General features: G+C 70.4%; 19 protein-coding genes. 8 read left to right on the top strand and 11 right to left on the bottom strand.

Annotation, left to right across the window (positions count from 1 at the left end; genetic code table 11):
* Window positions 1-5: 5 nt before the first annotated feature.
* A complete protein-coding gene (locus H4281_RS09475) occupies window positions 6-1,598 on the bottom strand; it encodes a PucR family transcriptional regulator (RefSeq protein WP_182890499.1) in 1,593 nt (530 codons plus the stop codon).
* A 117-nt stretch (window positions 1,599-1,715) separates the two neighbouring features.
* On the opposite strand from H4281_RS09475, the gene pruA reads away from it, so the two are divergent.
* Window positions 1,716-3,344 (top strand): L-glutamate gamma-semialdehyde dehydrogenase, encoded by a 1,629-nt coding sequence (pruA, locus tag H4281_RS09470; protein ID WP_182890498.1) that lies wholly within the window; start codon window positions 1,716-1,718, stop codon window positions 3,342-3,344.
* Between the two features lie 15 nt (window positions 3,345-3,359).
* On the top strand, window positions 3,360-4,289 hold the full coding sequence (locus tag H4281_RS09465; RefSeq protein WP_182890497.1) for a proline dehydrogenase family protein: 930 nt from the start codon (window positions 3,360-3,362) through the stop codon (window positions 4,287-4,289).
* 75 nt (window positions 4,290-4,364) lie between these two features.
* On the opposite strand, the gene trxA is transcribed toward H4281_RS09465, so the two are convergent.
* Complete coding sequence (gene trxA / locus H4281_RS09460) at window positions 4,365-4,736, bottom strand: thioredoxin (protein ID WP_134666387.1); 372 nt, start codon at window positions 4,734-4,736, stop codon at window positions 4,365-4,367.
* 87 nt (window positions 4,737-4,823) lie between these two features.
* Between trxA and H4281_RS09455 the strand changes: the two genes are divergently transcribed.
* Window positions 4,824-5,063, top strand: a complete 240-nt coding sequence (locus H4281_RS09455; RefSeq protein WP_182890496.1) for a DUF2630 family protein — start codon at window positions 4,824-4,826, stop codon at window positions 5,061-5,063.
* A 74-nt stretch (window positions 5,064-5,137) separates the two neighbouring features.
* Complete coding sequence (locus H4281_RS09450) at window positions 5,138-5,725, top strand: TetR/AcrR family transcriptional regulator (RefSeq protein ID WP_182890495.1); 588 nt, start codon at window positions 5,138-5,140, stop codon at window positions 5,723-5,725.
* A gap of 353 nt (window positions 5,726-6,078) precedes the next feature.
* Here H4281_RS09450 and H4281_RS09445 read toward each other — a convergent pair whose 3' ends face one another.
* The 7 genes from H4281_RS09445 to H4281_RS09415 form a co-directional block, all read right to left on the bottom strand.
* Complete coding sequence (locus H4281_RS09445; protein ID WP_182890494.1) at window positions 6,079-7,647, bottom strand: alpha/beta fold hydrolase; 1,569 nt, start codon at window positions 7,645-7,647, stop codon at window positions 6,079-6,081.
* A 93-nt stretch (window positions 7,648-7,740) separates the two neighbouring features.
* Entirely contained in the window at window positions 7,741-8,814 is a 1,074-nt protein-coding gene (locus H4281_RS09440) for an ATP-dependent DNA ligase (RefSeq protein ID WP_182890493.1), read from the bottom strand.
* 26 nt (window positions 8,815-8,840) lie between these two features.
* On the bottom strand, window positions 8,841-9,440 hold the full coding sequence (locus tag H4281_RS09435) for an Asp23/Gls24 family envelope stress response protein (RefSeq protein ID WP_182890492.1): 600 nt from the start codon (window positions 9,438-9,440) through the stop codon (window positions 8,841-8,843).
* A complete protein-coding gene (locus tag H4281_RS09430) occupies window positions 9,440-9,973 on the bottom strand; it encodes a DUF6286 domain-containing protein (RefSeq protein ID WP_182890491.1) in 534 nt (177 codons plus the stop codon). Before H4281_RS09430 ends, H4281_RS09435 begins: the two co-directional genes overlap by 1 nt.
* Window positions 9,973-10,359, bottom strand: a complete 387-nt coding sequence (locus H4281_RS09425) for an Asp23/Gls24 family envelope stress response protein (RefSeq protein ID WP_182890490.1) — start codon at window positions 10,357-10,359, stop codon at window positions 9,973-9,975. The genes H4281_RS09430 and H4281_RS09425 overlap by 1 nt, the downstream gene beginning before the upstream one ends.
* The gene (locus H4281_RS09420; RefSeq protein ID WP_009075692.1) at window positions 10,356-10,532 is read right to left on the bottom strand and encodes a hypothetical protein; all 177 of its coding nucleotides are present in this window, start codon (window positions 10,530-10,532) and stop codon (window positions 10,356-10,358) included. The genes H4281_RS09425 and H4281_RS09420 overlap by 4 nt, the downstream gene beginning before the upstream one ends.
* Before the next feature lie 239 nt (window positions 10,533-10,771).
* Window positions 10,772-11,227, bottom strand: coding sequence for an Asp23/Gls24 family envelope stress response protein (locus H4281_RS09415; RefSeq protein ID WP_182890489.1), 456 nt, complete (start codon window positions 11,225-11,227; stop codon window positions 10,772-10,774).
* A gap of 670 nt (window positions 11,228-11,897) precedes the next feature.
* Between H4281_RS09415 and zapE the strand changes: the two genes are divergently transcribed.
* Window positions 11,898-12,941, top strand: coding sequence for a cell division protein ZapE (gene zapE / locus H4281_RS09410; protein WP_182890488.1), 1,044 nt, complete (start codon window positions 11,898-11,900; stop codon window positions 12,939-12,941).
* On the opposite strand, the gene H4281_RS09405 is transcribed toward zapE, so the two are convergent.
* Entirely contained in the window at window positions 12,883-13,464 is a 582-nt protein-coding gene (locus H4281_RS09405; protein ID WP_312872084.1) for a phosphatase PAP2 family protein, read from the bottom strand. The genes zapE and H4281_RS09405 overlap by 59 nt on opposite strands.
* A gap of 77 nt (window positions 13,465-13,541) precedes the next feature.
* Between H4281_RS09405 and H4281_RS09400 the strand changes: the two genes are divergently transcribed.
* The 3 genes from H4281_RS09400 (at window position 13,542) to H4281_RS09390 (ending at window position 16,602) form a co-directional block, all read left to right on the top strand.
* Window positions 13,542-14,675: a serine hydrolase domain-containing protein gene (locus H4281_RS09400; RefSeq protein WP_182890487.1), complete on the top strand. Its 1,134-nt coding sequence runs from the start codon at window positions 13,542-13,544 to the stop codon at window positions 14,673-14,675.
* Window positions 14,676-14,710: 35 nt separating this feature from the next.
* Window positions 14,711-15,061, top strand: a complete 351-nt coding sequence (locus H4281_RS09395) for a hypothetical protein (RefSeq protein WP_182890486.1) — start codon at window positions 14,711-14,713, stop codon at window positions 15,059-15,061.
* A 62-nt stretch (window positions 15,062-15,123) separates the two neighbouring features.
* Window positions 15,124-16,602, top strand: a complete 1,479-nt coding sequence (locus tag H4281_RS09390; protein WP_182890485.1) for a hypothetical protein — start codon at window positions 15,124-15,126, stop codon at window positions 16,600-16,602.
* A 33-nt stretch (window positions 16,603-16,635) separates the two neighbouring features.
* Here the strand turns inward: H4281_RS09390 and rocD are convergent, their stop codons facing one another.
* Window positions 16,636-17,874, bottom strand: coding sequence for an ornithine--oxo-acid transaminase (gene rocD / locus H4281_RS09385; protein WP_220506952.1), 1,239 nt, complete (start codon window positions 17,872-17,874; stop codon window positions 16,636-16,638).
* Between the last annotated feature and the right edge of the window lie 72 nt (window positions 17,875-17,946).

The raw sequence follows: 17,946 nt of genomic DNA, 5'->3' as shown, positions 1-17,946 counted from the left end.
CCGATTTACAGTCGCAACAACAGTTCGGTGAGCAGCCGCTGAGCTGGATCAGCCAGGTCGATCCCGGACACCTCCGACGCCCGCCGCACCCGATAGCGCACGGTGTTCGGGTGGATGTTCAGGGAGCGCGCGGCCGTGCGGACGTCGCCGAAAGCGTTCAGGTACGCCAGCACCGCGGGGATCAGGATGTCGCCGTGATCGGCGTCGTGGGCGCGCAGCTGCGCGAGCCGCGGATCGCGCAGCCGCGGCTGATCTTCCAGGTAGGCCAACACTTCCGACAACAACACGTCGGCCCGGACGTCCGCCAGCGACGCGACGTCGGACGGCCAATGACCGCGCGTCATCGCCATCAGCACCCGGTCGGCATCGCCACGCGACAACGCTGCGTCCGACAGCCTCGGCACAATTCCGCCGAGCGCGGCACGTACCGGTGCGTCGAGGTGTTTCCTTGCCGCACCAACGATTTCCTTCGCCAACGCCAGCACTGGCGCAGCCGAGTGTTCCGGCAGATCCGGGAGCAACGCGTAAACCCGGCCGCCGAGCACGCTCACGAGCGCGGTTCGCCGGTAGGCCGCGGTGTGCACGGCGATCAGGTGCACCAATTCGGCCCTGCGCAGCAACCGGTCCGAAGCGGCGGTCGACTGCTGCCGCGAGAGCGTGAACGCCAAAACCTGGGCTGGACGCGCTGGATCGGCGCCGATGTCGTCTGCGACCGACTCGGCGTCGACGCGTCCTTCCAGCAATCCGGCCAGCAAGTCCTCGCGCAGCCGAAGTTGCGGATCGGGCAGGGTGCGTGCGCGGATCAGTTGCGGGGCAAGGGTTCTGCTCGCGCCGAGCAGTGCCGCCTCGGCCTGCTCGGTCAGCGGCTGCGCGCCTTCCTGCACCCAGATCGTGCCAAGCGGTTGCGATCCGGCGTGGATCCCGGCGGCGATGCGGCGGCGGATTCCCAGCTCCGGGCGTTCGTCCACGCGCACGATTCCTTCGCCCGCCCGCAATCGCTGGTAGACGCCCCATTCGCGGAGGATCGCGAGGTATCGTTCCGGCCCTTCGCGACCCAGGATCGACAATCGCCGCAGCTCGTCGACCTCGTCGCCGGCCCTTGAATACGCCAGGACGCGGCTCGCGGTGTCCTCGATGCTGACCAGGCCGCCGGTGAGCGTCGCGACCGTCTGGGCCAGTGCGAACAGGTCGCCGAGCACCTCGCCGGTTTCCGCTTCGCCGCCCGCTCGGGCCGCGTCGACGACCCCTCGCGCCAGCGCCTCGACCTGCTCCCATCGCGCCTCCGCGCCGACGGTGAGCAGCGCGACGCCAGCGTCCGCCGCGACGTCCGCGCCGCCTTCGCCCTTCACTGCCACCGCAGCTGCTCCGGCGCGTCCGGCCGCCCGGATCGCCGCCGCCGCCGAACGACCCCGTGCGCCGATCACCAGGACCAGGTCGCCGGCGTGCGTTTCGGGCGGGTCCTCGGGGTCGAGGATCACCACGTCCTGCACCGGAACGCCCAGTCCGCGCGGCGCGACGAGCACCCGTACGAGGGGTTCGCCGAGCGTCGCGAGCACGTGCCGCAGCGAGGCGCCCGCGAACGGTTCAGCGGCCGTCATCGCGTAGGCCGATCGGACAAAACCATATGGGCGATTCTAGCCGCTTGAACAAACCCCTGAACGCTGCGCAGCGTTATCTTTCGGGCAACCGACGAGTAAGCCAACGAGGGAGCCGCCGTGGACGCCGTGACCCAGACCCCCGCCCCGAAGAACGAGCCGGTGCTGACGTACGCGCCGGGCAGCGCCGAGCGCGCCGAGCTGGAGGGTGCGCTGAAGAAACTGGGTCAGGCCGGTCCCGTCGACCTGACGGTCACCGTCGGCGGCGAGCAGCGCGCCGGCGGCGGCGAGAAGATCGACGTTGTCCAGCCGCACAACCACGGCCACGTCCTCGGCACCATCCAGAGCGCCACGAAGCAGGACGCGACCGACGCGATCGCGGCCGCCGCGAAGGCCGCTCCGGAGTGGCGCGCGCTGTCCTACGACGACCGTGCGGCGATCCTGCTGCGCGCCGCTGACCTGCTGAGCGGCCCGTGGCGCGCGACGCTGAACGCGGCCACCATGCTCGGTCAGTCGAAGACCGCGACGCAGGCCGAGATCGACTCCGCGTGCGAGCTCGCCGACTTCTGGCGCTTCAACGTCGCCTTCGGCCGCAGCATCCTCGACCAGCAGCCGGTCAGCTCGCCGGGTGTGTGGAACCGGATGGAGCACCGTCCGCTCGAGGGCTTCGTGTACGCGATCACACCCTTCAACTTCACCGCCATCGCCGGCAACCTGCCCACCGCGCCCGCGCTGATGGGCAACACCGTGCTGTGGAAGCCGTCGCCGACGCAGAGCTTCGCCGCGCACCTGACCATGCGCCTGCTCGAAGAGGCCGGCATGCCGCCGGGCGTGATCAACCTGCTGCCGGGCGACGGCAAGGCCGTCTCGGAGGTCGCGCTGACGCACCGCGACCTGGCGGGCATCCACTTCACCGGCTCCACTGCGACGTTCCAGCACCTGTGGGGCACTGTCGGCGCGAACATCGCCGGCTACCGCAGCTACCCGCGCCTCGTCGGCGAGACCGGCGGCAAGGACTTCGTGCTCGCGCACCCGTCGGCCGACATCGACGTGCTTCGCACCGCGCTCGTCCGTGGTGCCTTCGAGTACCAGGGCCAGAAGTGCTCCGCCGCTTCGCGTGCGTACGTGCCGCGCAGCGTCTGGGAGCAGATGAAGGACGGACTTGCGTCCGAGACCGCCGCGCTCAGCTACGGCGACGTCACTGACCTGTCGCACTTCGGCGGCGCAGTGATCGACCGTCGCGCCTTCGACAAGCACGCCTCGCTCTTCGAGCGCGTTAAGAACGACAGCGAGGTCGAAATCCTCGTCGGCGGCACTGCGGACGACAGCGTCGGCTACTTCGTGCAGCCGACCGTTCTCGTGTCGACGAACCCGAAGCACGAGATCTTCAGCACCGAGTACTTCGGCCCGATCCTGTCGGTCTACGTGTACGAAGACGCTGACTTCGACTCCGTGCTGAAGCTGGTCGACGAGACCGCTTCGTACGCCCTGACCGGCGCCGTGATCGCGAACGACCGCACGGCTGTCGCGAAGGCGTCTCAGGCGCTGCGGTTCGCTGCGGGCAACTTCTACGTCAACGACAAGCCGACCGGCGCTGTCGTAGGCCAGCAGCCGTTCGGCGGGGCGCGCGCCTCCGGCACGAACGACAAGGCCGGTTCGGTCTTCAACCTGCTCCGCTGGACGAGCCCCCGCTCGATCAAGGAGACGTTCGTGCCGCCGACCTCCGTGCGCTACCCGCACCAGGGCTGAGAAGGAGACACCGCCATGCTGCGTGCCCCGTTGCTCGCCGCCGCTCGTTCGCAGCGGATGCGTGCGCTCGTCGAAGCGGTACCGGTCACCCGGTCCGTAGTGCGCCGGTTCGTGTCCGGCTCGGCTACCGCCGACGCCGTGCGCGCCGCACGGGAACTGGCCGCCGACGGCCGGAAGATCACCATCGACCACCTCGGCGAAGACACCACCGACGCCGCACAGGCCACCGCCACCGTGCAGGCGTACGAGGAGTTGCTGACGGCGCTGTCCGAACAGGGCCTCGCCAAGGGCGCGGACGTCTCGGTGAAGCTGTCCGCGGTCGGGCAGTTCCTGCCGGGCGACGGCGAAGGCGTCGCGCTCGAGAACGCGCGGAAGATCTGCGCGGCGGCCGACGCGGTCGGCGCGACGGTGACGCTCGACATGGAGGACCACACCACCACGGACTCGACGCTCGGCATCCTCCGCGAGCTGCGCGCCGAGTACCCGTGGGTGGGCGCGGTGCTGCAGGCATACCTGCACCGCACCGAGCAGGACTGCCGCGAGCTGTCCGGTCCCGGGTCGCGCGTGCGGCTGTGCAAGGGCGCTTACGCCGAGCCGGAATCGGTGGCGTTCCAGGACAAGTCCGAGGTGGACAAGTCGTACGTGCGCTGCCTGCGCGTGCTGATGGCGGGCAAGGGCTACCCGATGGTGGCCTCGCACGACCCGCGGATGATCGCGATCGCGGGCAAGCTCGCCGCCGACGCCGGCCGCAGGTCCGGCGACCACGAGTACCAGATGCTGTACGGCATCCGGCCCGAGGAGCAGAAGCGGCTCGCCGGCGAAGGCGAGACGATGCGTGTGTACGTGCCCTGCGGCGACGAATGGTACGGCTACTTCATGCGACGGCTGGCCGAGCGGCCGGCGAACCTCGCGTTCTTCCTGCGCGGGCTCGTCACCCGGTCCTGAACAGCTGCGAAGGCCCGGCACCCTGGTGGGTGCCGGGCCTTCGCATTACCCCGGATTGCGCCTGTGGTGGCCGGTTCAGGCCTGCTCGGCTTCTTGCGCGGCGGCGGCCTTGCGCACCTCGTCCATGTCGACCTCGCGGGCCTGGCGGATGAGGTCCTCCAGCGCGGCTTCCGGAAGGGCGCCGGGCTGGGCGTAGATGAGGGTCTTGTCGCGGATCACGGCGAGCGTCGGGATCGAGCGGATGTTGAACGCCGCGGCGAGCTGCTGTTCGGCCTCGGTGTCCACCTTCGTGAAGGTGATGTCGCTGTGCTTTTCCGACGCCTTCTCGAACACCGGTGCGAACTGGCGGCACGGGCCGCACCAGCTTGCCCAGAAGTCGATCAGCACGAACTCGTTGTCGGTTACGGTCTGGTCGAAGTTGTCCGCGGTCAGTTCCACTGTGCTCATAGGCGGTCCAACGAACGAACCGGGTGGGGAATTCCCCGCGGCGGGGTAGCGTCCTGGTGAGTGTCCGATGCTTCCTTGGAGGTTGATGTGGCTGACGGGATCTTGGGACGGATCGACGAGCTGATCGCGGAGGAGAAGGAACTGCGCGACCGGGCGATCGGGGTCGGGCTGTCCTCGGACGACCGGGAGCGGTTGCGCCGGGCCGAAGAAGAGCTCGACCAGTGCTGGGACCTGCTGCGGCAGCGCCGGGCCAGGGTCGAGTTCGACGACGATCCGGACGAGGCTTCGGTCCGGTCGGTGGGCGAGGTCGAGGGATACCGGCAGTAGTCCCTCGGCGCGCCCAAAAGCTAACTGTTAGCTTTTGGTAACCGGCCAGACTTTGTGGCTGATAGCATCCCCGGATGACTGAGCCGTCCGGGCGGCGCGAGCGCAAGAAGGCTGCGACCCGTCAGAAGATCGCCGACACCGCGCTCCGGCTTTTCCTCGAGCGCGGGTACGACGAGGTGGGCATCCGGGACATCGCGGCCGAGGCCGACGTCGCCGTGACCACGGTCTTTTCGCATTTCGCCTCGAAGGAAGCCCTGGTCTTCGAGCAGGATTCGAACTTCGAGGAAAGCTTGCGCGGCGCGGTCGAGCGGCGGGCGTCGGCGGAATCGTTGATCCCGGAGTTGCGGGGCGAGATCCAGGCGCTGGTGCGGCATTGCACCGCGGACAGCGTCGCGCCGGTCTGGCGGATGATCGACGGGTCGCCCGCGCTGCGGGAGTACGAGGAATCGATGCGGCTGCGGCACGCGGAGTCGCTCGCGGCGGCGATGGCGGCTGATCCCAGTCTCGGGCGGACTCCGACGGCGTGCCGGGCAATCGCGCGGTTCGTCGTCGACGCGTATTCGGTGGCTCGCGAGGCCGCTGATCCCGAGGCCGCCGTGGACGAGGTTTTCCGGATGATCGAGGCGGCCTGGGCGGCTGCCAGTCCTGCTGTGTCGCGTTAGGACGGTCGGCCTCGCATTGCTCGGCTCCTGGCCGCGAGTGGCGGGATTCGGTGCGCTGGCGGGGTTTTCGGCACTCCTGGTGAACTTCCCGGTCTCATGTGGGTGAGCGGATCCCGCTGGGCCGAGTGATGCGCTCTCGAACAGGTGTTCGAGATACTGGGTGGGTGTTCGAGACGACTTCGGCGGGGCAGCCCCGGTTCCGCCACCTCAGACCTCAGCGGGGATTGTTCGGCCGGATCAGCGGGCTGGTGCGTGGCTGGCGGCGCTGTCTCGGCGAGATGGAGCCCTTTGACAGACGCGCTGCGCGAACCGCACGGCGCGAGCGGCTCCGTGCTCGCCTGCCTGGCCGATCCCTAGGCCGGGCAGAGGGTGCCGTTGTCCGGGATCTTGCCGTCGATCAGGAAGGACTGCGCGGCGGCAGTGACGCAGGAGGACTGTCCGACCGCGCCGTGCGCGACGCCCTGCCACGTGACAGTCACGGCGCTGGGCATCTGGTCCGCGGCCCGGGTGGTGCCGAGCTGCGGCGTGACCGGGTCGGTGGCGGTCGCGGCCACCAGAATGGGCGGGGCGCCGGGCGCACCGCCGGGAGGCAGCGCCTCGCGGCGGACGGGCCAAGCACCGCACCAGGCGAGCTCCTGGGCGACTGCTGCGCCGAACTGCGGGTACTTCGCGCGCATTCCGGCCGCGGCGCGGTCCAGTTGGTCGGCGGGCAGCCGGGTGGTCGAGTCGTTGCACCGGGTCGCGATGGTGCCGCCGATGCGCGACGTGCGGCCGCGGACGTCCGCGACGATCGGATTCGCGAATGCGGCCAGCGCGGTGACGTCGCCGTTCTTCGCGGCGTTCAGCGCGTCGGCGAGAGCGGGCCAGTTCGAGCGGTCGGCGAGCCCTTGGTACACCGCGTAGGTCGCTACGCCAGGGCTCATCGTCACGCCGTCGTCAGTGTCCACAGGGGACGTACGGAGCCGGTCGGTCACCGTCTTCAGCGCGACCTTCGCGTCGCCCATCGGACAGTTGCGAGCGGCGCAGTCGGCAGAGAAGGCGTCGAACGTCGCCTGTGCGCCAGCGGCCACCGCGTCGAGCACTGCCGCACGGTCGGCGCCCGGGTCCGGAATGCCGTCCAGCACCATGCGGCCGACCTGCGCCGGGTAGCGCACCGCGTACTCCGAAAGCACCTTCGAGCCGTCACCGCGGCCCAGCGCATTGAGCCGGTCAAGGCCGAGTTGCTTGCGCAGCTGGTCGAGGTCGCCGGCGGTGCGCCAGCTGTCCAGCGCGGTCTGCGCGGTGTCGAGATCGAGCGCGCACTGCTGACCGGCCCGGCGAGCCGCGTCGAGCACCTCGCCGAGGCCGCCCTCCGCCGGGTCCGCGCCCAGCAGGTCCGAACGCACTTCCAGCGGCACGCACTGCACGCCGCCGGACAGCCCGGTGCCGCGCCGGTCCACGCCGATCAGCGAGAACTTCTTGAGGAACTCCGGCGGAAGCCGGGTCGCCAAGCGCGCGGCGTACAGCGAGCCCGGCTCGCCGCCGACGTCGTTGACCACCACGAGGGGGATCGGTCCGTCGCCTGCCTTGAGCACGAGGATGCGGGCGAGCAGATGCTGCGAGTCCTCGGGCGCGTCGAGCGGCGACGTCATGCGCGCACAGCTGACGTGCAGCGAGTCGGGCAGCGCCGGAGCGGCCATCCGCTGCCGGGTGTCCGCGTCGCAGTTGGCCCAGCGCAGGGCGGACTTCTTGGGCTCGGCCAGCGGCGGCAACGGCACCGCGGCGGTGCTCGGGGGCGGTGCGGTCGTGGCGCGCCCGTCGTTGTCGATCACCGCCGGGCGTACGGAGGGTCCGCTGGTGCAGCCGGCCAGCAGGAGCACTCCCAGCGTCGCCGCCACCAGCCGGGCGCGCGTACGGAAACGGCTGGGGGAACGGCGGTGCACGGGCTGGTCCTCACGTCTGCTCGGCGGAACTCTCGGACGAGCTTGGCACGCCTGGTGTGGGAAGCCAGTGAGCGGGTCCTGCGGCGTGTCCGGTCAGCGGGTGCGCACGACTTCGCCCCGGAACACCGCCGACAGGTCGTACCGGGCCGGCTCGTCCAGTTGCGAGTAGCCGCACGACGAGGGCTCCCGGTCCGGCCGCCAGCGCGCGAACTGGGCGGTGTGGCGGAAGCGCGACGGATAGCCGCCCTCCGTGTGCTCGTACGAGACCTCCACCACGCGCTCCAGCCGCAGCGGCACCCACGGCTGTTCCTTCGACCGCCAACGCGTGATGCCGCCCGGGATCCGCTGGCCCTCGCGGACCGCGTCGCCCAGCCACGGATGCCCTTCGCCGTCCGTGATCAACGGGGCCAGCTCCTGCGCCAGCTCGCGGCGGCGTGCGACCGGGAACGAACCGACCACGCCGACGTGGTGCAGCAGCCCGTTCTCGTCGTACAGGCCGAGCAGGAACGAGCCGACGGCCTCGCCCGGTTCGCCGTCCACGTGCCAGCGCAGGCCCGCCAGCACGCAGTCCGCGGTGCGGGAATGCTTGTACTTGAACAAAACCCGCTTGCCCGGCGAATACGGCTCGTCCAGCGGCTTGCCGATCACGCCGTCCAGTCCGGCTCCTTCGAACAGCTCGAACCAGTGCCGCGCGGTCTCCGGATCGGTCGTCGCCGGCGTCAGCGCGATGCCCGGCAGGGATTCGAGCCGTTCGCGGCGCGCCGACGTCGGCTCGTCCGCGAACGACTCGTCGCCCAGCGCGAGCACGTCGAAAGCCACGAACTGCGCGGGCGACTGCTCGGCGAGCAGTCGGACGCGGCTGTCCGCCGGGTGGATGCGCTCGGTCAGCGCGTCGAAATCGAGCTTGCCGTCGCGAGCCACCACCAGCTCGCCGTCGAGCACGACGCGCTCCGGCAAGGATTCCCGCAGCGCGGCGAGGACTTCCGGGAAATACCGGTTCAGCGGCTTCTCCGCGCGCGACTGCAGGGTGATCTCGTCGCCGTCCCGGAAAACCAGGCAGCGGAACCCGTCCCACTTCGGCTCGAACAGCAGCCCGCCGGAATCGGGAATGGCTTTCGCCGGCTTCGCCAGCATGGGCTTGATCGGTGCCTGCACAGGGAGGGCCATGCGGGCATTCTGGGCGAAACGCGGGATCAGCGCACGCGTGCCGGGCCGGTCGTGTCGAGTTCGAGCCGCACCGCGGTCGGCAGGGTCTCGACGCCGAGCGACTCCCTGGCCCGGGTCAGCACGTACGCGTCGAGGTCTTCCCACACCCGCCGGACTTCCGTGCCCTCGGCCAGCCAGAGCGTGATCCGCAACGCCGGATCGGCCACGGTGCCCACCGACCGGACGCGAGCCCGGGTAACCCCGTCGACGCTCTCCGCGTCCGTTTGCACGGCTCCGGCCAGTGCTCCGGCCGTGACGGTCAGCTCCGCGCCGATCGTCTCGTCGAGCTTCAGGTCCGGACGGCGTTCCGGGCGCAGCGAACGGAAAAACCACCACAGTCCGAACACGAGCAGCAGCACCCCGAGCACCACCGCACCGATCCGCGCGTACAGCGCGTGGTCGCCGAGCCAGCCGACCGCGATCGGGTCGAGCACCGGCCGGTGCCCGCGGAACTGCCCGAGCCACCCCATGCCGACCACCAGCGCACCGGCACCAGCCAGCACCCCGAGCACGCCGACCAAGGAGGTCAGCGTGCGCTCGGCACCGTACGAACGGCCTTGCGCGCGACGCGCCGCGGAAGCGCTCATCACCGGTCCTTCGGGGAGTCGACGACCACGGACACCTTCGGACGACGCTGCAGCGGGAGGTCGTCCAGCACCCCCGCGACAGTTTCCAGCAGCCGCGGCCGCAATTGTTCCTCGTTTTCCAGCCGGCTTGTCGCGCGCACGCGGACCCGACGGGAACTGGCCGTCACGGACGCGCCGCGCACGTTGTCCTCCGCGCGCACCGCCAGCCCGACCAGCCGCGCGAGCGCGCGCGGCGAGGTGTTCACCGTGATGCCGTCAGCGGGATCGGTCATCCGTACCGCGCGGTCGCCCGCACCGAGTGCCAGCAACAGGAGCACAAGCCCGGCGAGCACGGCGATTCCCGCGGTGATCCGCACCGGCGTGCTGGTCCAGTCCAGCTCGGCGATCGCGGTTTTCCACCGATGCCACGGCACGAGCAGCGGTTCCTTGCCGGGCTGCCACCAGGCCCACCCGACCTCGAGTGCCAGCAACGCGCCGCCGGCCGCGACGGCCAGGCCGAGCAGTGTGGACAGAAGACGGACGAGGATGCGCATCATCGCACCCTCGGCGGCACGTCCGGCAGCAGCGCGGTGACCGTCACCGCGACTGAACGCACGTGATAGGAGGTGATGCGTTCGACCTCTTCGACGACTTTCGCGCGCACCTGCCCGGTCACTTCCCGCACCGGTGCCGGATAACGCAACGCGAGATCGAGCGACAGCTCGACGTCGTTGTCCGAGCCGCCAACTTTCGCGGACGTGCCGGTCATCCCGGTGCTGACCCCCGCGACGCGGCGCTCGGTGCGCATCGTTCCCGGCACCTGGTCGGCGGCGTGCTGCGCGACCTTGCGCACCACGGCGTGCGCGATGGTCAGCGAACCGCGCTCGGCGGCCTCCGGAAGGTCGCTGCGGGACGGCCCTGCCTCGACCGCCCCGGTCACTTGTCTCGGCCCTTCCCGAACAGGTCGCCGAGGTCGAGTTCGCCGTCGAGGACCCGGCCGACCACGAGCCCGATGATGCCGACCGCGAAGGTCACCAGGAAAGCGGTGAACCCTTGCGTGGCGGCCAGGCCGAGAATCAGCCCGGCGAGGATCCCGGTCTGCGTAGCGTTCAACGTGCGCCCTCCTGGGATGTGCGTGCTGCGGCGGTTGCGGTGATGGCTGGTCTGAGGTGCTGCGGTGTTCGGTTTGGCGAGCGTCTTCGCGGCTGCGGCTCGCTCGGTGCTCCGGGTTCGCCGGAGCGGAACGCCGTCACTGGGCCCGAACCGGCCCGGCCCGGCTGACGGCGGCGCCCCGGCGCGGTCGAAGCGCCGCGCTTGAGCTGCCGTGGCCGAGACACCGGTCGGTCACCAGGTCATTCGACCCGGCTCGACTCGGGCTCGTCCTCCTCGCCGGGCAGGTGGATGTCGTTGACCGCGATGTTGACCTCGATCACCTCGAGCCCGGTGATCTGCTCGACGGAGGTGATGACGTTGCGCCGCACGTCGCGGGCGACTTCCGCGATACGCGCGCCGTACTCGACGACGACGTCGAGGTCGATCGCGGCCTGCTTCTCGCCGACCTCGACCGAGACGCCCGCGGTGGAGGTCGCGCCCGAACCCGGGATCCGGTCCCGGATGGCCCCGATCGCCCGCGACACCCCGCCGCCGAGCGCGTGCACCCCGGCGACCTCGCGCGTCGACAGCGCCGCGATCTTCTGCACGACCAGCGACGAGATCGTGGTGCGTCCCGCGGTGTCCGTCTGGTCGACCGCCGCCAGCGCGGAAGACGGAACAGCGGTAGGCACATCGGGCCGGTTCGTGCTCGGCATGGTTCCTCGCTCCCTGTATGCGGACATGGCGCGTCCAGTGTCGCCGCGAGCGGCCCGCGGCGCCGGAGACGTGCTCGCCGGAAGGACCTCCCGACCGGGCGAAAACTCACGCGGCATCCCTCGAATGGGTGAGTCGGCAGCACGTGAAAAGCCCGTGCCGAGCCATGCCGGACTTGACCGGCGGCCGACGGACCCGAGCCCCGTGCGATGGCTGCCTCGGCGGCCGTGCCGCTGCCCGCACGCCGGTGATCGACTCCGCCGCCGCGATCCGCCGTTCGCGCCAGGCCAGCCATGCAGCTCGAACCAGGACAGCGGCGCGGGGCTAGGCCCCTGCTCGCGCTGGGTCGGTGACACGCCTCGACCCAGCGACGCGGTGCAGGGCGACCTCGCTGTTCGCAGCGGTCTGGCCGAGCATTTCGGCCCCTGTTCCGTGGTGCCGAGCCACTGCGCCGGTTCTGGCCACGCGGCTCGGCCCAGCGCCGCAGCGCCCGACCGAGCCAGCGCAGCGGGGCGCCTGACCAGCGCGGCAGCCCGGTGACAGTTACCACACGCATCCCGCCGCACCCTCCCCGTCCGCAGCCGAAAGCGGCTCCGACCGGGGGATTTGCCGTTCGCGGCCCGGCTGAGGCGCGCCGAAGGGGCCGGCACCGTCCGGATAGGCTCTCCGACCATGCCCGCAGCTGCGCTGACCGACCGGTTTCCCGAGCTTGGGGCCGACGAGCTGATCGCGTCCCTCGTGCCGCCGCCGCGGTTCGGCGAGGCTCGGTTTTCCACTTACCTGCCCAATCCGGACGAGCCCAGCCAGGCGGCCGCGGTCGAGGCGTGTTCGGCGTTCGCTTCGCGGATCGGGGCGGCTAAGGCCAAGAAGTCCCGCTTGCGGTCGCTCTTCGGCGGCGGGGCGGCGATTCCGGACGGGCCGATGGGGCTTTACCTCGACGGCGGGTTCGGGGTCGGCAAAACCCACCTGCTCGCGTCGACTTGGCACGAGACTCCGGGGCCCAAGGCGTACGGCACGTTCGTCGAGCTGACCCACCTCGTCGGCGCGCTGGGGTTCGCCAACGCGGTCGCGCGGCTTTCGCAACACCGGCTGCTGGCGATCGACGAGTTCGAGCTCGACGATCCCGGCGACACCACGTTGGTCAGCCGGTTGCTGCAGGAACTCACCGACGCGGGCGTCTACGTCGCGGCGACCTCCAACACCCTGCCGGACAAGCTCGGCGAGGGGCGGTTCGCGGCGGAGGACTTCCTGCGCGAGATCCAGGCGTTGTCGCGGCGGTTCGGCGTCGTGCGCGTCGACGGGCCGGACTACCGGCACCGCGGGCTGCCGGATGCGCCGCCGCCGGTCGGCGACGACGAGATCGACGCCTCGGCGGCCGCGCATGAAGGGTCCACTGTGGACGAATTCAGCGCGTTGATGGCGCATCTCGAGCGGCTGCATCCCTCGCGGTACGGGAAGCTGCTCGACGGGATCCGGCGGGTCCACCTCAAGCACGTGACGCCAGTGCCGGACCAGATGGTCGGGCTTCGGCTGGTCGCGTTGGCGGACCGGCTGTACGACCGGGCCATTCCGGTGGTCGTGTCCGGCGTGCCGCTGCCCGAACTGTTCGGCGAGGAGATGCTGAACGGCGGTTACCGCAAGAAGTACCTGCGGGCGATCAGCCGGTTGACGGCTCTCGCGCGCGACGCGGTGACAGCGCCGCCCGCATCGCGGTGACCACGGCGGGGGCGAAGCAGACGCCGCCGGCGATGTCGGTCAGGTAGTGGTAGCCGAGGCCGATCATGCCTACGGCTGCGCAGCAGACGAGCACTGTGCCTGCCGCAACGGCGGCTGCCTTGAATCTGACCAGCAGTACTACGGCGGTGAGCACGGCTACCAGGCTGACGGTGTGGCCGCTCGGGTAGACGAGCGTGCCGCCTTTCCAGCGGTCGAAGGCTGGTTTCAGCGCCCAGCTGTTCAGCGCGATGGCGACGAAGGGACCTGCCACGGCGAGTAGTGCGTCGAGGCGGTTGCGGCGGTAGAGGCAGATTCCGGCGATGACGACGACGGCCGGGATGAGTACGTACGGCTCGGTGGGCAGCACGAGTGTGCCGAGCAGGCCCGAGTTCAGCTTCGAGGCAGACCTCTCGGCCCATTGGTCCACTGTGCCGGGAGCGTAGGGCGCGACTAGCAGTCCCAACGCGACTGTGGCGAGCGCGCAGAGCGCGGCGAATAGGGCGAGGGTTCGCCTGGCGGTCACGGGAACGAAGCCTAGTCACATTCACGGCGGCGCGCGGGTCCTCCTTTCGACACTGACGAACGGAGGGACAAGAACCAATGGGGGACACTGAGATCCACGGGACCGTCGCGGACGGTTTCGAGGCGGTCCGCGACGAGTTCGCGACAGCGGCTGAGGCGAGTGCTGGCGTGCAGTTGGCGGTCCGCGTGCAGGGGCGGCTGGTGGTTGATCTCTGGGCGGGCGACGTCACGGGCGAGACGTTGACTGGCGTGTATTCCTCGACCAAGGGGGCGACCGCGCTGGTGGTGGCGTTGCTCGTGCAGGACGGCGCGCTGGACCTGGACGAGCCGGTCGCGCGCCACTGGCCTGAGTTCGCCGCCGCGGGCAAGGGCGGAATCACGGTGCGCGACGTGCTGACTCATCGTTCCGGCGTGCTCGGGGCGGACGGCGGGCTGTCCGCCGAGGAACTCGCGGACGATCGGGTGATCGCGCAGCGGCTGGCCGGGCAGCGGCCGTTCTGGCGACCGGGATCTGCTTACGGCTACAGCGGATTCGCCGGGTTCTCGGTCGTCGCGGAGGTGGTCCGGCGGGGCACCGGGCGGTCGGTGCGGGAGCACTTCGAGACGCGGATCAGGAAACCGTACGGCCTGGACCTGTATCTCGGGCTGCCCGAGCAGGAGGAGCACCGGTACCGCGAGGTGCTGGCGGGGGAGGCGGGCGCGGAGGAGCTCGCGGCGTTCCAGGCGCACGTTCCGAGTCCGTACAGCCTGGGCGGCATCGGCTACGGGCTCGATTCGACGCCGCCGCTCGATCAGGTGGCGTTCGTGAACACCCGGCGGGTGCGGGCGCTCGGGCAGGTTTCCGCTGGTGGCGTAGGGAGCGCGCGGGGGCTGGCTGGGCTGTACGCGGCTGCGGTGTCCGGTTTGGACGGACGGCGTCGGCTGCTCGAACCTGGCACGCTCGGCGAGTTCGCGATGCTCCACTCCACCGGCCGTGATCTGGTGACCGGGGAAGCGGGCCAGTACGCGCTCGGGTTCCAGGCGAAAGGGCTGCGGTATCCGTTCCTCGGCGCGAATGCGTTCGGGCACAACGGATCCGCCGGGTCGGAGTCCTTCGTGGACCCGCGTAGCGGCGTCGCGTTCGGGTACACGCGGCGGCAGTTCTCCGCGACCTGGTCCTATCCGGAGCACGACCGCCTGGCCGCGGCAGTGCACGCGGCGGCCAGCCGGTGAGAGCCGGGTGACCGCCGCAATGCGATGCTTGTCCCATGTCGCTGTTCTCGCGCCGTCCGGCCGAAACCCCGTCCGGCCCGTTCCGTTTCCGGATTTCCGAGATCTACCAGATCCCGACGCGCGGAATCGTGGTCACCGGCACGGTCACCGACGGCACCGTCCAGGTGGGCGCGAACGCTGTGGTGCAGCTGCCCGGCGGCGCGCGCCAGGTCGTGGTGACGAGGATCGAAACGGCGCGCCGCAAACGGCAGTCCGCGGAGGCCGGTGCCGAGGCCGGGCTGTACCTGTCCGGCCTCAGCACCGATGACATCCCGACCGTGCCGGGCGGCGACGGGCAGCAGCAGGCCAACAACGCGCTGAGCGGCGTCGAGGTGACTTCGGCCTGAGCGGGCACGCTGTGTGAGCACCGCCTCTGGTGTCTTCACGCGGAGTGCAGTAAACACCCATTGTGCTCAATTCACCAGAACCGCGGCGGGCGTCGGCGCTCCGGCTGATCCGGTTCCTGCGGCTGGTGTACGCGGTGCCGCTCGGGCTCGCGATCGCGGGCGTCGTCGGCGGGTTCGTCCTCGATTACGGCTGGTACATCGCGGCCGGATCGGTCGGCTTCAGCCTCGCGATCATGGCGCTGACGCTCGGCAGCGTCGCGCGATCGATGCGCGGGAACGCGTCTCCGCAGAGCATGCGGTTCGTCCAGCAGCACGGCGACCGCGCGCTCGCCAAGATCGAACGCTTGAAGAACACCGGAGCGCAGGTCAACGACGCGTACGTGACCGAGTTGAAGCTGGTCGTCGCGCCGCCGGACGAGACTGCGTACCGGGCGACGGCCCGGGAGTTGATTCATCCGGTGCGGTCCGCGGCGTATCAGCCGGGGACGGTCGTTGTCGTCAGGCACAGTCCGCGGTATCCCGGCGTGGTCGCGGTGGACGCTGATCCGCCGCGGGAATGGACTCAGCGGCCGTGGCAGGCCGGGATCATCGGCGAGGAGCGCACACCGGAACCTGAAGCGCGGCTAGGGAATGCGGTCGGACGGCTGGCGATGACGGTGGTGAGCACGGTCGTCGTCGCGGTGGCTCTGCTGGTGCCGATCCGCGACGACGTCCTCGGTCAGCTGATCTCTCCGCCGGACCTGTTCAGCGCGGAGGATCTGCGTGCCGGCATAGCGAAATTGTCCGCCGAGAGCGAGCGTTTCGAAGACCTGACGGTGGAGCCGGACCAGTTGCGAGCCACGATTCCCGGCGCGTACCTCAGCTATCGCGGCGGCACGGTCAAACGCGACTCGTCCGGCGCTGGCAAGCCGGACAAGCAATTCGCCGCGAACGAAGTCAATTTCGCCGCGATACCCGGCCTTGTCGCGAGTTTCGGCGGAGACCCGGCGGACGCTCGCGTGAGCGTCCGGCGCGAGGACGTCGGAATCACGATGACCGTCCGGTCGGCCAACGACGGCAACCGGCAGCTGGTCGCGGACGCGCAGGGCGTACCGGCGCTGACCGCGGATGCGTTCACGGAGAACGGTTTCCGGCAGGTCGCCGAGTCGCTGACCAAGCTGAGCGGCCGTCCGGAAGCGTACGAGGCGATCATCCGGGCCGACCACGTCGAATTCCAGGTGCCTGGCCCAGGTCCGGGCACTTCGGACGACTACGACTGGTATCGCGGACGTCTGGTCGAACACCGGCCTTCGCCGATCCAGCCGGATCCGGGCGCGCCGCTGTTCGCGTTGTCGGAACTGTCGCCGAAAGCGCTGCCCGCGATTCTCGCGAAGGTGAACGAGCGCATGCCCGGCTTCCCGCGCGACAAGGTTTCGTTGGCGCTCCGGCAGAACGACGGAACGTGGAGCCTGACTACGTCCGTCCAGGATGAGTACGGCCGCGGCATCGAGGTGACCGCTTCGCCGGACGGGTCGACGGTCGCGGTGATGCCCACCCGGTGACCGCCGCCCGGAAAACGGCGGTCACCGGGCAGGTCAGCCGCGCACGACCTGGGCGATCGCGTCGACGCCGCGGTCCAGTTCGGCTTCGGTGATCACCAGCGGCGGCGCGACGCGCAACGTGCGGTCGTGCGTTTCCTTGCACAGCACGCCCAATCCGGCCAGCGCCTCGGACGCCGCCCGTCCGGTCGGGCCGCCCGGCGCGATGTCGACGCCTGCCCACAGACCGCGTCCGCGGACCTCCGAGACGCCGTCGCCGACCAGCTTGGCCAGCCGCTCGTGCAGGTGTGCGCCGAGTTCGGCGGACCGCTTCTGGTACTCGCCGGTTTGCAGCATCCGCACCACAGCGCGGCCGACCGCGCACGCCAGCGGGTTGCCGCCGAAGGTCGAACCGTGTTCGCCCGGCTTCAGCACGCCCAGCACGTCGCGGCTGCCGACCACCGCGGACACCGGGACGATGCCGCCGCCGAGGGCCTTGCCCAGCGTGTACAGGTCAGCGCGGACGCCTTCGTGCTCCAGTGCGAGCACGGTGCCGGTGCGCGCGAGACCGGACTGGATCTCGTCGGCGATCATCAGCACGTTGTTCTCGTCGCACAGCCGTCGCACTGCGGCGAAGAACCCTTCGGGCGGCACAATGACGCCTGCCTCGCCCTGGATCGGCTCCATCAGCACTGCCGCGGTGCGCGGCGTGATGGCTGCCTTCAACGCTTCGGCGTCGCCGTAAGGCACCTGGACGAAGCCGGGCGTGAAGGGGCCGTAGTCGGCGCGCGCGGTTTCGTCGTCGGAGAACGAGACGATGGTGGTGGTGCGGCCGTGGAAGTTCGACGCCGCGACCACGATTTCCGCCGTGCCCGCCGGAACGCCCTTGACCTGGTACGCCCACTTCCGCGCGACCTTCACCGCGGACTCCACGGCCTCGGCCCCGGAGTTCATCGGCAGCACCATTTCGGTCCCGGTCAGCTCGGCGAGCTCGCGGCAGAACAGGCCCAGCTGGTCGTGGTGGAACGCGCGCGAGGTGAGCGTGACGCGGCCCAGCTGCTCGGTCGCGGCGGCGATCAGCTCGGGGTTGCGGTGGCCGAAGTTGAGCGCGGAGTAGCCGGCCAGGAAGTCCAGATAGGACTTGCCGGCCACGTCGGTCACCGAAGCGCCCTCGGCTTCGGCGATCACGACCGGCAGCGGATGGTAGTTGTGCGTGCTCCATTGCTCGTCGAGCGCGATGAAGCCGTCGGAGGAGGTGGGACGCGCGGTGCCGGCAGGCTGGACGGACGCTGTCATGCGTTCAGGCTAGAGGCCGTTCGCGGGGAGTTCAGCCGGGAAACGTTGCTTTCCCCCGTCGTTCGTTGCGCA

The sequence above is a fragment of the Amycolatopsis dendrobii genome (genome assembly GCF_014145675.1).
Classification (GTDB): domain Bacteria; phylum Actinomycetota; class Actinomycetes; order Mycobacteriales; family Pseudonocardiaceae; genus Amycolatopsis; species Amycolatopsis dendrobii.
The sequence above is the reverse complement of the archived record's forward strand: the minus strand, read 5'-3'. Positions and strand labels throughout refer to the sequence as shown.

Coding starts and splice junctions, on each gene's coding strand:
- H4281_RS09465 (WP_182890497.1), top strand. CDS start 3,360: ATGCTGCGTGCCCCGTTGCTCGCCGCCGCTCGTTCGCAGCGGATGCGT.
- H4281_RS09435 (WP_182890492.1), bottom strand. CDS start 9,440: ATGAGCGCTTCCGCGGCGCGTCGCGCGCAAGGCCGTTCGTACGGTGCC.
- H4281_RS09395 (WP_182890486.1), top strand. CDS start 14,711: ATGTCGCTGTTCTCGCGCCGTCCGGCCGAAACCCCGTCCGGCCCGTTC.
- trxA (WP_134666387.1), bottom strand. CDS start 4,736: ATGAGCACAGTGGAACTGACCGCGGACAACTTCGACCAGACCGTAACC.
- H4281_RS09430 (WP_182890491.1), bottom strand. CDS start 9,973: ATGCGCATCCTCGTCCGTCTTCTGTCCACACTGCTCGGCCTGGCCGTC.
- H4281_RS09400 (WP_182890487.1), top strand. CDS start 13,542: ATGGGGGACACTGAGATCCACGGGACCGTCGCGGACGGTTTCGAGGCG.
- rocD (WP_220506952.1), bottom strand. CDS start 17,874: ATGACAGCGTCCGTCCAGCCTGCCGGCACCGCGCGTCCCACCTCCTCC.
- H4281_RS09415 (WP_182890489.1), bottom strand. CDS start 11,227: ATGCCGAGCACGAACCGGCCCGATGTGCCTACCGCTGTTCCGTCTTCC.
- H4281_RS09475 (WP_182890499.1), bottom strand. CDS start 1,598: ATGACGGCCGCTGAACCGTTCGCGGGCGCCTCGCTGCGGCACGTGCTC.
- zapE (WP_182890488.1), top strand. CDS start 11,898: ATGCCCGCAGCTGCGCTGACCGACCGGTTTCCCGAGCTTGGGGCCGAC.
- H4281_RS09440 (WP_182890493.1), bottom strand. CDS start 8,814: ATGGCCCTCCCTGTGCAGGCACCGATCAAGCCCATGCTGGCGAAGCCG.
- H4281_RS09450 (WP_182890495.1), top strand. CDS start 5,138: ATGACTGAGCCGTCCGGGCGGCGCGAGCGCAAGAAGGCTGCGACCCGT.